General features: G+C 61.5%; 9 protein-coding genes. All 9 read right to left on the bottom strand.

All coding sequences use genetic code 11. From position 1 onward, the window contains the following. Complete coding sequence (locus tag ACLEJQ_RS17640) at positions 1 to 528, bottom strand: type II secretion system protein N (RefSeq protein ID WP_440796916.1); 528 nt, start codon at positions 526 to 528, stop codon at positions 1 to 3. Continuing rightward, the gene (locus ACLEJQ_RS17635; protein WP_440796915.1) at positions 525 to 1,070 is read right to left on the bottom strand and encodes a cytochrome b; all 546 of its coding nucleotides are present in this window, start codon (positions 1,068 to 1,070) and stop codon (positions 525 to 527) included. Before ACLEJQ_RS17635 ends, ACLEJQ_RS17640 begins: the two co-directional genes overlap by 4 nt. 65 nt (positions 1,071 to 1,135) lie before the next feature. Then, on the bottom strand, positions 1,136 to 2,602 hold the full coding sequence (gbpA, locus tag ACLEJQ_RS17630) for an N-acetylglucosamine-binding protein GbpA (protein ID WP_440796913.1): 1,467 nt from the start codon (positions 2,600 to 2,602) through the stop codon (positions 1,136 to 1,138). Between the two features lie 344 nt (positions 2,603 to 2,946). Next, the gene (gene hemE / locus ACLEJQ_RS17625) at positions 2,947 to 4,014 is read right to left on the bottom strand and encodes a uroporphyrinogen decarboxylase (RefSeq protein WP_440796911.1); all 1,068 of its coding nucleotides are present in this window, start codon (positions 4,012 to 4,014) and stop codon (positions 2,947 to 2,949) included. Between the two features lie 186 nt (positions 4,015 to 4,200). After that, entirely contained in the window at positions 4,201 to 5,619 is a 1,419-nt protein-coding gene (locus ACLEJQ_RS17620) for an FAD-dependent oxidoreductase (protein WP_047225960.1), read from the bottom strand. 124 nt (positions 5,620 to 5,743) lie between these two features. Next, complete coding sequence (gene gltB / locus ACLEJQ_RS17615; RefSeq protein WP_440796909.1) at positions 5,744 to 10,192, bottom strand: glutamate synthase large subunit; 4,449 nt, start codon at positions 10,190 to 10,192, stop codon at positions 5,744 to 5,746. A gap of 348 nt (positions 10,193 to 10,540) precedes the next feature. Next, the gene (locus ACLEJQ_RS17610; protein WP_440796907.1) at positions 10,541 to 12,130 is read right to left on the bottom strand and encodes an AAA family ATPase; all 1,590 of its coding nucleotides are present in this window, start codon (positions 12,128 to 12,130) and stop codon (positions 10,541 to 10,543) included. Positions 12,131 to 12,140: 10 nt separating this feature from the next. Then, positions 12,141 to 13,241, bottom strand: a complete 1,101-nt coding sequence (gene aroB / locus ACLEJQ_RS17605; protein ID WP_440796905.1) for a 3-dehydroquinate synthase — start codon at positions 13,239 to 13,241, stop codon at positions 12,141 to 12,143. Positions 13,242 to 13,389: 148 nt separating this feature from the next. After that, positions 13,390 to 13,908: a shikimate kinase AroK gene (gene aroK / locus ACLEJQ_RS17600; protein ID WP_245143524.1), complete on the bottom strand. Its 519-nt coding sequence runs from the start codon at positions 13,906 to 13,908 to the stop codon at positions 13,390 to 13,392.

Genomic DNA, 13,908 nt, shown 5'->3' with positions numbered 1-13,908 from the left:
TCACTCTGATTGCCCGACCACCGGGCGTAGGTATTGCGAGGAAATAAGCGTCGCAGGGGGCCTGTCGTCGGGTCCCAACCGGCGCAACAGCGGCTGAGCGGTCTGTTGCAGGACGACCCGCTCCTCCCGACCGTTGCGCCACAAGGCCACGTGGCCGGCCTCGACCCGGCGCAGTACGCTGCCGCCCGGCAGGCGTTCACCCACCTGGTACATGCGCGCGCCGGCGGCGTCCGCCAGCAATGCCTTCGACAAACCCTGGTCCGCGACAAAGATGGCCTGCAAGGTGATCGGCTCGGCGCTCTGCGCTTGGGCTCCTTCAGGCATCAGACCGAGCACGCTTGCCACGGCTTGTACATTGGGTCGCTCGGGGACCGGGACGGCTGGCGCAACGACCGGTACTGGCACATCACGGTGCAACGCCTGGCGATATCGCCACTCCTGCACCGCCAGGAATACCCCGTACAGCAGCGGAACGAGCGCCAGCAGAATCGTCGGCAACCAGCTACCGCCCCCGCGCAGAAGACTCATCGCTGCCCTCGCTCGATCACCGCGCCCGGTGCCTTGGCGAATGACATCCGCCGCACGACCCGACGCCCGGAACACTCATGCCAGAGCACCGCACACAAATGCAGGGCGACGAGCCCGGAAAGCACCATGCAAGATCCGGTATGGATTACGTTGGCCAGCTCGATCAGCGCCGGGTCGTCCAGTGGATGGGGAATGCGCACGAGTCCGAAGACGCTGATGGCGCTTTTCATCATCAGCACGCCCGTCACCAGCACCACACCGACGGTCAGGTAGATCAGCGTGTGAACCGCCAATGCCAATCGCTTGTTCAGCGAAAGCACCTGCCCATGAGGCTCAAGCTCGCGAACGAACAGCCAGGCTCGCCACGCGAACAGCGGAATGAGCAACGTGGTCAGCGACACATTGAGCGACCCGACCCAATGTTCCACCGAAGCTGAAACGGGCATGTATGCCACATAAAAACCGGACACCAGCGCCCATAAGATAATCACCGCCGACAGCCAGTGCAGCAGCACCCGTCGCCCGGAATAATTGGAATGCATGTCTGCGTCCTCCTTTAAGGCTCCAGGCAACCACGCGGGTCGCCTGGAGCCGTGCCTGTCAGGACTTACAGCTTGTCCCAGGCGCTCTGCCAGGAGGCACCGACGCCCGGCTCGAAGCCGTTGGCGTTCGGGGTGTATTGCTTGCAGTAGCCGGACGCAGGGAATGGCTTGCATTCGAAGACTTCGTCGGTCTTGGGTTGCAGCACTTTGGTACCGGCGGTGTAGTCGCTGAGCCCTTCAGGGAATACGAAGTCGTACTCGATGCCCGCGCCTTCACCGATCAGGGTGACGCTCTGGGTATCCTGGCGAGTGCTGCGTCCGTCTTCGGTGGTCCCCACCAGCGTCAGCGTGTGGGCGCCCGGCGCACTGCGTACATCAATGCTCAGCCCGGTGTTGCCTTCAGCCACGGTCTGGCTCACCGCACCCACCTGCTTGTTGTTTTCATCGAACAGCGTGGCCTGCAGGTCCATCCTGCGATTGGTCTGCGCTGCGAATGCCATGCTGACCCGGCCTTTATCCAGTACATATTCCGGCTGCAGGGAAGCGACCTCCATGCTGGCGCCAGGGTCTTCCTTCATGTCCAACTGCACTTCATAGCGGGTCACGCCGCTTTCTTTCTGGGCGTACAGCTTGTTGGTGCCCTTGATCGGCGTGATATTGCCCTCGTCATCGCGGATACCGGCACGAATCAGGGGATAGGCCTTGTTGAGGGCGTCGGCCAGTTTGAACGACCAGTTCTCAGGCCGGCCTTCCTCGGCGTTGTCGATGCTGATCTCGATGCTGTACTCGGCATTTTCACCGGTTGCGGAGAATGCCCGGGCCTTGACCTTGTCTCCGGCCAGCAGTGGCGCCGACGGCGCAATGCTGCCCACCGGGGACCAGCCGCCCGGCAATGCGGCTTCGGCGAGAATGTTCACATCCGTCGGGTTGTAGAATGCGTTATCGGTATCGCCGACCGTCCAGACCGCCAGGATGACGTGATGGCCCGACTTGCTGTCGGGAATCACACAATTGTGCTCGGTCCCGCTTACCGGAATCTGATTACCGCCATCGATCGTACAGAACGGTGCGCTGTCGAATGATGCACGCTTGAGTGGCTTGTTCGGGTTCCAACCGTCACGGGTAATGAAATATTCGTGCTTGGTCGCCGGATGCGGGGCGATATATCGCCATTGAAAGGCGATGTTGCGATCACGGATTTCGGTCAGCTGCCAGCGAGTGGAGGACTGCGCATCCAGGGCGGAAAACAGCGAGTTGCCACCGCTGGCGATTTTGCCGTCGAACGGGCCTTGCAGCGGGGCGCCGCCTGCTCCGTTCGGGAAGCCCTTGAATGTCTCGCCGGTACTATGAGGTTCGTATTGGGCGCCACCGCAGTTTTTGTTTTCACCTTGTCGGCACAACAATGCGCGCGACGGTGGCACTTCGAGATAACCGTGGGCCAGCGCACCCTGGGACACGGCCAGAGACGACAACAGAACTAAGGAGGACGTGCACCCCATTAATAGATTGCGCTTGTTGAAATTGTTTTTCATATAAGTTCCAGACTATCCATCGAGTTTTAAAAAGATGTATTACCGCCCCTTGCAAGGCGCGCCGGATCGTCAGCGCCAGACCTTACAAGCGCCGAACCTTATAGAAACTCGCACGTTCCCTATGTAGGAAAATTCTCTCAAAACAGAAGGAATGATCTCTGATTCCATTTCCCTTACATAACTAGAGAAACTTCTTACGGGCGGTAAATAACTATCAAACAAAAACCAAACAGATACGTCAGACAAAACCTCTGCCTGAGTGAAAATTGAATAGATAAAACAACAAGACATTAAAAAGCCTGTCCGACACGAGTTCGGACAGGCTCGGTGATTCGGGCTGCGATTCAGGCGTGGTATTGCGCCGACAACTCGTGCACCGCACGCAGGAACGCACCGGCATGTTCCGGATCGACTTCCGGAGTGATGCCATGGCCCAGGTTGAACACATGGCCGCTGCCACTGCCGTAGCTGGCGAGGATGCGCCCGACCTCAGCGCGGATCGCTTCAGGCTTGGCGTAGAGCACGGTCGGGTCCATGTTGCCTTGCAAGGCGACTCGATGGCCGACACGTTGGCGAGCGTTGCCGATGTCGCAGGTCCAGTCCAGGCCCAGGGCGTCGGCGCCGGCATCAGCGATGCTTTCCAGCCATAGGCCGCCGTTCTTGGTGAACAGGATCACCGGCACCTTACGGCCTTCGTGCTCGCGGATCAGGCCGCTGACGATCTTGCGCATGTAGGCCAGGGAGAACTCCTGGTACGCCGCTGCCGACAGGTTACCGCCCCAGGTATCGAAGATCTGCACCGCTTGTGCACCGGCCCGGATCTGGCCATTGAGGTAGGACGTGACCGACTGCGCCAGCTTGTCCAGCAGCAGATGCATGGCTTGCGGGTTGTCGTAGAGCATGGCCTTGGTCTTGCGGAAGTCCTTGGATGAACCGCCCTCGACCATGTAGGTGGCGAGGGTCCAGGGGCTGCCGGAGAAACCGATCAGCGGCACACGGCCGTTGAGTTCACGGCGGATGGTGCTGACCGCGTCCATGACGTAGCCCAGGTCCTTCTGTGGATCGGGAATCGGCAGCGCTTCGATATCGGCCAGGGTGCTGACGACCTTCTTGAAGCGCGGACCTTCGCCTGTCTCGAAGTACAGGCCCTGGCCCATGGCATCGGGAATGGTGAGGATGTCGGAGAACAGAATCGCCGCATCCAGCTGCGGGTAACGGTCCAGCGGCTGCAACGTGACCTCACAGGCGAACTGCGGGTTCATGCACAGGCTCATGAAGTCGCCGGCCTTGGCGCGACTGGCGCGGTATTCCGGCAGGTAGCGACCCGCCTGGCGCATCATCCACACCGGGGTGACGTCTACGGGTTGCTTGAGCAGGGCGCGAAGGAAACGGTCGTTCTTCAGGGCAGTCATGTCGGCATCCGGAAAAAAAGTGCGGGCATTTTCTCAGAGCGCGACGCAAAAGGCACGGCGAGAGCCGTGCCTTTTATCTATCGGGGCAATTTGTCGCATAAAAGCAGTTGCAAGCTATGAGCGGCAAGCCACAAGTGCGCCTGCTTCAACTTGAAGCTTGTAGCTTGAAGCTTGCAGCTGGGGTCTTTAGACCCCCAGGTAATCCAGAATCCCCTCAGCCGCATTGCGGCCTTCGAAGATCGCTGTCACCACCAGGTCGGAACCGCGGACCATGTCGCCGCCGGCGAAGATCTTCGGGTTGCTGGTCTGATGCTTGTACTGGCCCTGTTCCGGGGCCACGACGCGACCCTGGCTGTCGGTCTGGATGCTGAACTGTTCGAACCAGGGCGCCGGGCTCGGGCGGAAACCGAAGGCGATCACCACGGCGTCGGCCGGGATGATTTCTTCGGAGCCCGGGATCGGCTCGGGACTGCGACGGCCACGGGCGTCCGGTTCGCCGAGACGGGTCTCGACCACCTTCACGCCTTCGACCTTGTCTTCACCGACGATGGCGATCGGCTGGCGGTTGTAGAGGAATTTCACGCCCTCTTCCTTGGCGTTCTTCACCTCTTTGCGCGAGCCGGGCATGTTGGCCTCGTCACGACGGTAGGCGCAGGTCACCGACTTGGCGCCCTGGCGAATCGAGGTGCGGTTGCAGTCCATCGCCGTGTCGCCGCCGCCCAGGACCACGACCTTCTTGCCCTTCATGTCGACGAAATCTTCCGGCGACTTTTCAAAGCCCAGGTTGCGGTTGACGTTGGCGATCAGGAAGTCGAGTGCGTCATACACGCCCGGCAGGTCCTCGCCGGCAAAACCGCCCTTCATGTAGGTGTAGGTGCCCATGCCCATGAACACTGCATCGTATTCTTCGAGCAGTTGCTCCATGGTCACGTCCTTGCCCACTTCGGTGTTCAGACGGAACTCGATGCCCATGCCGGTGAAGACTTCGCGACGATTGCTCAGCACAGTCTTTTCCAGCTTGAACTCCGGGATGCCAAAGGTCAGCAGGCCACCGATTTCCGGGTTCTTGTCGAACACCACCGGCGTCACGCCACCGCGCACCAGTACGTCGGCACACCCCAGGCCCGCCGGGCCGGCACCGATGATCGCCACGCGCTTGCCAGTCGGCTTGACCTTGGACATGTCGGGGCGCCAGCCCATGGCGAACGCGGTATCGGTGATGTACTTCTCCACCGAACCGATGGTCACCGCGCCAAAACCGTCGTTCAAAGTGCAGGCACCTTCGCACAGGCGGTCCTGCGGGCAAACCCGGCCGCAGACTTCCGGCAAGGTGTTGGTCTGGTGCGACAATTCGGCGGCCTGGAGAATGTTGCCCTCGGCCACCAGCTTCAGCCAGTTGGGAATGAAGTTGTGCACCGGGCACTTCCATTCGCAATACGGGTTGCCACAACCCAGGCAGCGGTGGGCCTGGTCGGCCGACTGCTGGGGTTTGAAAGGCTCGTAGATCTCCACGAATTCTTTCTTGCGTTGACGCAACAGTTTCTTCTTCGGATCCTTGCGCCCGACATCGATGAATTGGAAGTCGTTGCTTAGACGTTCAGCCATCTTCAAAACCTCATAACAGCAGCTTCAAGCTACGAGCTTCAAGCTGCAAGAAAATCACTGTGCAGGCACACCGCGCACTGCTGTTAGCTTGCGGCTTGTAGCTTGCCGCTTGCAGCTGCGTGGTTTATTGCGGACTCGCACGAGTAGAGGAGAGCAAAGTTTTCAAGCTCGCCGCCTTAGGCTTGACCAGCCAGAAACGGCGCAAGTAGTCATCGAGGTTTTCGGCGAGTTCACGACCCCACTCGCTGTCGGTTTCGGTGACGTACTCGTTCAGCACGTTTTGCAGGTGGCTGCGATAGGCTTCCATCGCCTCGCCGCTGATCCGCTGGATTTCCACCAGTTCGTGGTTGACCCGGTCAACGAAGGTGTTGTCCTGGTCGAGCACATAGGCGAAACCACCGGTCATGCCTGAGCCGAAGTTGTAACCGGTCTTGCCCAACACGCAGACGAAGCCACCGGTCATGTACTCGCAGCAGTGATCACCGGTGCCTTCCACCACGGTGTGGGCGCCGGAGTTGCGCACGGCGAAACGCTCGCCCGCGGTGCCGGCGGCAAACAGTTTGCCGCCAGTCGCGCCGTACAGGCAGGTGTTGCCGATGATGGCACTGTCCTGGGTCTTGTAGACGCTGCCCTTGGGCGGAACGATGACCAGCTTGCCGCAGGTCATGCCTTTGCCCACGTAGTCGTTGGCATCGCCTTCCAGGTACAGGTTCAGGCCGCCGGCGTTCCACACGCCGAAACTCTGGCCTGCGGTGCCCTTGAAGCGGAACGTGATCGGCGCCTTGGCCATGCCCTGGTTGCCATGCTTACGCGCGATTTCACCGGAGATCCGTGCGCCGATGGAGCGGTCGCAGTTGCAGATATCCAGCTCGAACTCGGCACCGCTGAGATCGTTGATCGCCGCAGCGGCCATGTCGACCATTTTCTCGGCCAGCTCACCCTTGTCGAAGGGCGGGTTGCGATCAACCTCACAGAATTGCGGCTTGTCCGCCGGGATCAGGTCACTGCCCAGCAATGGGGTCAGGTCCAGGTGATGTTGCTTGGCGGTCTGGCCTTCGATCACTTCCAGAAGATCGGTACGGCCGATCAGCTCTTCGAGCGAGCGCACGCCCAGCTTCGCCAGCCACTCACGGGTTTCCTCGGCCACGTAGGTGAAGAAATTCACCACCATGTCCACGGTACCGATGTAGTGGTCCTTGCGCAGCTTGTCGTTCTGGGTCGCCACGCCGGTGGCGCAGTTGTTCAGGTGACAGATGCGCAGGTATTTGCAGCCCAGCGCGATCATCGGCGCGGTGCCGAAGCCGAAGCTCTCGGCGCCAAGGATCGCGGCCTTGATCACGTCAAGGCCGGTTTTCAGGCCGCCGTCGGTCTGCACCCGGACCTTGCCACGCAGGTCGTTGCCGCGCAGGGTCTGGTGGGTTTCCGCCAGGCCCAGTTCCCACGGTGCACCGGCGTACTTGATGGACGTCAGCGGCGATGCGCCGGTGCCGCCGTCGTAGCCGGAGATGGTGATCAGGTCGGCATAAGCCTTCGCCACGCCAGCGGCGATGGTGCCCACACCGGCTTCCGCGACCAGTTTCACCGAGACCAGCGCCTTGGGGTTAACCTGCTTGAGGTCGAATATCAGTTGCGACAAGTCTTCGATCGAATAGATGTCATGGTGCGGCGGCGGCGAGATCAGCGTCACACCAGGCACCGCATAACGCAGCTTGGCGATCAGGCCGTTGACCTTGCCACCCGGCAACTGGCCACCCTCGCCGGGCTTGGCACCCTGTGCCACCTTGATCTGCAGCACTTCAGCGTTGACCAGATACTCCGGCGTCACACCGAAACGGCCGGTCGCGACCTGCTTGATTTTCGAGCTCTTGAGGGTGCCGTAGCGCGCCGGATCCTCACCACCTTCGCCAGAGTTGGAACGCGCACCGAGGCGGTTCATGGCTTCGGCCAGGGCTTCGTGGGCTTCCGGAGACAGAGCGCCCAGGGAAATACCGGCCGAGTCGAAACGCTTGAGCACCGATTCCAGCGGTTCCACTTCGCTGATAGCCAGCGGCGTATCCAAGGTCTTGACCTTGAGCAGGTCGCGAATCATCGACACCGGACGGTTGTCCACCAGCGCGGTGTATTCCTTGAACTTGGCGTAGTCGCCCTGCTGCACGGCGGCCTGCAGGGTGTTGACCACGTCGGGGTTGTAGGCATGGTACTCGCCACCGTGGACGAACTTCAGCAGGCCGCCCTGCTGGATCGGCTTGCGCGGGCTCCAGGCTTCGGCCGCCAGGGCTTTCTGTTCGGCTTCGATGTCAACGAAACGCGCCCCCTTGATGCGGCTCGGCACGCCACGGAAACTCAGCTCGCAGACTTCTTCGGACAGACCGATGGCCTCGAACAGTTGCGCACCGCGATACGAGGCGATGGTCGAGATACCCATCTTCGACAGGATCTTGAGCAGGCCCTTGGTGATGCCCTTGCGGTAGTTCTTGAACACCTCATAGAGGTCGCCCAGCACTTCACCGGTACGGATCAGGTCGCCCAGCACTTCGTAGGCCAGGAACGGATAGACCGCCGAGGCACCGAAACCGATCAGCACCGCAAAGTGATGCGGGTCGCGGGCGGTGGCGGTTTCCACCAGGATGTTGGAATCGCAGCGCAGGCCTTTTTCGGTCAGGCGATGGTGCACCGCGCCGGTGGCCAGGGACGCGTGGATCGGCAGCTTGCCCGGGGCGATATGGCGGTCGGTCAGCACGATCTGGGTGCGACCTGCACGCGCCGCTTCTTCAGCCTGATCGGCGACGTTGCGGATGGCCGCTTCCAGGCCGACGCTTTCGTCGTAGTTCAGGTCGATGACCTGGCGCGCGAAGCCCGGACGGTCGAGGTTGGTCAGCGAACGCCACTTGGCCGGGGAGATCACCGGCGAGCTGAGGATCACCCGCGAGGCGTGCTCCGGCGATTCCTGGAAGATGTTGCGCTCGGCGCCCAGGCAGATTTCCAGGGACATCACGATGGCTTCGCGCAGCGGGTCGATCGGTGGGTTGGTCACCTGGGCGAACTGCTGGCGGAAATAGTCGTATGGCGTGCGTACACGCTGCGACAGCACGGCCATTGGCGTGTCGTCGCCCATGGAACCGACGGCTTCATAGCCTTGCTCACCCAGCGGACGCAGCACCTGGTCACGCTCTTCGAACGTCACCTGGTACATCTTCATGTACTGCTTGAGCTGGTCGACGTCGTAGAAAGCCGAGCCGTGGTCGTTGTCTTCCATGGTCGCCTGGATGCGCAGGGCGTTCTTGCGCAACCATTGCTTGTACGGATGACGGGACTTGAGTCGGTTGTCGATGGCATCGGTGTCGAGGATCTGGCCGGTTTCGGTGTCCACGGCGAAGATCTGGCCAGGGCCTACGCGGCCCTTGGCAATGACGTCTTCGGGCTGGTAGTTCCAGACGCCGATTTCCGACGCCAGGGTGATGAAACCGTTGGTGGTGGTGACCCAGCGCGCCGGGCGCAGGCCGTTGCGGTCGAGCAGGCAAACGGCATAGCGACCGTCGGTCATCACGATACCGGCCGGGCCGTCCCACGGCTCCATGTGCATGGAGTTGTATTCGTAGAACGCCCGCAGGTCCGGGTCCATGGTCTCGACGTTCTGCCATGCCGGCGGCACCAGCATGCGCACGCCGCGGAACAGGTCGATACCGCCGGTCACCATCAATTCGAGCATGTTGTCCATGCTCGAGGAGTCCGAACCCACGCGGTTGACCAGCGGACCGAGCTCTTCAAGGTCCGGCATCAGGTCGTTGGCGAACTTGGTACGACGGGCCAGCGCCCAGTTACGGTTGCCGGTAATGGTGTTGATCTCGCCGTTGTGGGCGAGGAAGCGGAATGGCTGGGCCAGCGGCCATTTCGGCAGGGTGTTGGTGGAGAAGCGCTGGTGGAACACGCAGATCGCGGTTTTCAGGCGCTCGTCGCTCAGGTCCGGATAAAAGGCGGTAAGGTCCGCCGGCATCATCAGGCCTTTATAGATGATGGTCTTGTGGGAAAAGCTGCAGATGTAGTGATCGGTGTCGGCGGCGTTGGCCACGGACGAGCGACGACGGGAGCTGAACAGCTTGATCGACATTTCCTGGTCGCTCAGGCCTTCGCCGGCGATGAACACCTGTTCGATCTGCGGCAGGCGCTCAAGGGCCAGGCGGCCGAGGACGCTGGTGTCGATCGGCACTTTACGCCAACCCACCAGTTGCAGGCCGGCGGCCAGGATCTCGCGGTTCATGTTCTCGCGAGCCGCTTGGGCCTTCACCGGATCCTGGTTGAAGAACACCATGCCCACGGCGTATTGCTTGGGCAGGGTCACGCCGAACGTTTCCTGGGCAATGGCTCGCAGGAACTCGTCTGGCTTTTGAATCAGCAAGCCACAACCGTCACCGGTCTTGCCGTCGGCGTTGATCCCACCGCGGTGGGTCATGCAGGTCAGGGCCTCAATGGCCGTTTGCAAAAGGGTATGGCTGGGCTCGCCCTGCATGTGGGCTATCAGGCCGAAACCGCAGTTATCCTTGAATTCATCTGGTTGGTACAGACCTGCTTTCATAGACACTTTCTCACCAGGCTGCCTCTTTCGAGGCAAATTTCTTTTCAATTCAACCAGTTGCATTCCGCGCCGAACGTACGCCAGCTTTGCGGGGGCAAAAGGGAGGTCATTGTACACACCGACACAGAGCCCCACAAATTTGACGACGAACTGTCGCAAATTCATGTCGCATTTGTGAAAGGTTTAAAGCTATATGCTGTGCTAGTCAAAACTTTTTTGGGTTCGACCGCTACGACTCAAACGCTACTGTGACGCAGACACCACAAGGCGCGCGGCCCGAAAGGTCGCTCGCCCTTGTGGAAATGTTGAGGTGCCGGGAGAGGCGGCCTGGGTAAGGCCGCCGAATCTTCAGCGAGTTGCAGCCAGTTCCTGTTGGACACTGGCAACAGTGCGAGGCCAAGGTTTACCAGCCTGGACCTTCGCTGGCAAGGCCTTGATGGCGGAAACAGCTGCATCACGGTTGGCAAAGCTGCCGTAAGTGATGACGTACAGCGGCTTGCCGTTAAGGACTTTCTTGAAATAACGGTACTCGCCGCCCTGCTCCTTGACGAAGTTCTGGGCCGTGGCTTCAGAGCTCGTGCCGAGAATCTGCACCACGTAGTTGCCCGGGGCCTGGCCGGCGTACCAGTTGCCACCCGCTGCCTTGGCTGGGGCGGCAGGCTTGGCCGCCGTTGTCGGAGCAGGTGTCGGCGCGGGCTTGGCGGCGGGTGCCGGGGCTGGCTTGGCGGTCGCTACCTGGGTAGGCGCAGGGGTCGGCTTGGCTGCCGGTGCAGGAGCTGGCGTAGGCGTCGGAGCCGGACCCGCCGGCACACCCACAGGCGGCGCCGTGGTGGTCACGGTCGGCGGAGTATCGCTGCTGTCGTCGATCGGCGGCGCAGCGCCATCGTCGCCTTCGGTAATGCCGCCGGCCGCTTCGGCCAGGGGACCACGCATGACCGGCTGCGATTGGCCGACCAATGGCAGCGGCATCGGCTGGGTGTTACCGGCAAACTCAACCGCCGGCGCGCCGCCAGGCTTTGGTGCGTCCTGGCCAAGAGGCAGTTGCGCCTGTTCGTTGGCGGGGGCGCCCGTGGTGGGTGCCTTGTTGCGACCCGGCATCAGCCAGGCGGCGGCGACCGCAACCACAACCACCGCGGAAATCGCCAATACGTGTTTCTTCGGCATGTTGAACCCCATACTTGGACGCTTCACCGCTGAGCGGCTGGCAATCATGACTTCGATCAGAGCATCGCGGGCGACCTGGTTGATATTGCCAGGCCAGCCTTCGGCGCTTTCGTGAATCTCAGAGATCTGATCGGCGGTAAAAAGTTCGATACCCCGGCCAGCGCCTTCAAGACGCTGGGCCAGATACTCACGGGTTTCTTCTTCGGTGTAGGGCGCCAACTCGATGACGTGGAACCGCTCTTCCTCAAGATTCAACTGCTCCAGCCCGGCGATCAGCGAGGACTCGCCGAACAGGAATACGTGGGGACGACCTTCCGGCGCACCGGCCGCCAGCCCCAGCAAGGCTTCGAGGGCCGACTCGTCAAGTTGCTCGGCGTCATCCACCAGCAGATAGACCTCCTGCCCGGTCAAGGCCAGTTGAACGATCTGATCGAGAATTGCACCGACTTCGGCCTGGGCGACATTCAGCGCCTGGGCCACTTGACGCAACACACCGGCCGCATCGCCGGCACCGCGGGCCGATACCACCACGCTCTGCACCGATTGTTTGTTGGTGCTGGCCACCAGCGCCTGGCGCAGCAAGGTCTTGCCGCTGCCCTGGGGACCGGTGACCACCAACAGCAACTGGCTGTAGCGCGCCAGGTGATGCAACTGCCCCAGCACCGGCTTGCGCTGGGCGGGGAAGAATTTGAAGCCCGGGACCCGTGGCGCGAAAGGGTCATGGCTCAACTGGAAATGGCCGAGGAAAGCCTCGTCGGCATGCAAACTAGTCATCGAAATCTTCTTAACCTTTAAGCTGAGCCAGGGCGCGGTAGTCCGCTCCCAGCGTGGCCTGTAGAACCTCTTTCGGATAATCGTCGGTCACCACCGCTTCGCCCATGCGGCGCAGCAGCACCAGACGCAGACGACCGTCGATCACTTTTTTGTCGATTGCCATGTGCTCGAGGAAATCCGCCGCGCTCATTTCCTCGGGCGGAACCACCGGCAGCCCGGCGCGCTGGAACAGGCGGATACCACGATCGCGCTCCTGTTCGCTGATCCAGCCAAGGCGTGCCGACATGTCCAGCGCCATGACCGTGCCGGCGGCAACCGCTTCGCCGTGCAGCCAGACACCATAGCCCATATGGGTTTCGATGGCATGGCCGAAGGTATGACCCAGGTTGAGCGTGGCGCGCACCCCTGATTCGCGTTCATCGGCACCGACCACGGCAGCCTTGGCGGCACAGGAGCGCTCGATGGCATAGGTCAGCGCCTCCTGGTCCAACGCACGCAGGCGGTCGACATTGTCTTCCAGCCAACCGAGGAACGGCTCGTCACAGATCAGCCCGTACTTGATGACTTCCGCCAGTCCTGCGGACAGCTCGCGGGCCGGTAGGGTATTGAGAGTCGCGGTATCGATCAGCACAACGTTGGGCTGGTAGAAAGCGCCAACCATGTTCTTGCCCAGCGGATGGTTGATGCCGGTCTTGCCGCCCACCGACGAGTCGACCTGGGACAGTAATGTGGTCGGGATCTGGATGAAATCGACGCCACGCTGGTAGCAGGCGGCAGCAAAACCGGCCATGTCGCCGATCACCCCACCGCCCAGGGCGACTACCGTAGTGCGGCGGTCATGCCGGGCAGTCAGCAGGCCGTCGAAAATCAGTTGCAGGGTTTCCCAGTTCTTGAACGCTTCACCGTCGGGGAGCACCACCGAAATGACCGAAAAGCCCGACAGGCTGCGCGTCAGGCGCTCCAGATACAGCGGGGCAACGGTTTCGTTGGAGATGATCGCCACTTGCCGTCCGGCGATGTGCGGCACCAGCAGCTCGGGCTGGTCCAGCAAGCCTTCGCCAATGTGAATCGGGTAGCTGCGCTCGCCCAGGTCGACCTTAAGTGTCTGCATGTGTCCCCACAGTGAAGATGGAATCAGGCGTCCTGCCTGCAATTAACGAAAATCCACGGTGCCTGCTTTGACGCCATCCAATGGCAATCCGCCACGCCCCAACGGGGCCGCAGCGGGACGTCGAGGATAGCGCATTTCGCCAGGCGCATTAACGGGGAGGCAATTGTTGCAGGCGCTCGAGGATATCCAGGACCACCATGCGCGGCGGCCGCTCATCGGTTTCGACCACCAGGTCGGCGATTTCCCGGTACAGCGGATCACGCAGCTCCAGCAGGTCCCGCAAGGTCTTGGCCGGGTCGGCCGTACGCAACAGCGGCCGGTTGCGATCCCGGGCGGTGCGCCCCACCTGCTGCTCGACAGAGGCGTGCAGATAAACCACTCGCCCGCCGGCGTGCAGCGCCTGACGATTGGCTTCGCGCATCACCGCGCCGCCACCGGTGGCCAGCACCACGCCTTCGAACGCACACAGCTCGGCGATCATCGCCTGCTCGCGGTCGCGAAAGCCGGGCTCGCCTTCTTTATCGAAGATCCATGGGATGTTGGCGCCCGTGCGCAACTCAATTTCCTTGTCGGAATCTTTGAATGGCAGGCGCAGCTCTTTGGCCAGCAAACGGCCGATGGTGCTTTTTCCAGCGCCCATCGGCCCTACAAGAATCAAATTTCGCAC

Source organism: Pseudomonas sp. SMV71, from assembly GCF_052042015.1.
GTDB lineage: Bacteria > Pseudomonadota > Gammaproteobacteria > Pseudomonadales > Pseudomonadaceae > Aquipseudomonas.
The sequence above is the reverse complement of the archived record's forward strand: the minus strand, read 5'-3'. Positions and strand labels throughout refer to the sequence as shown.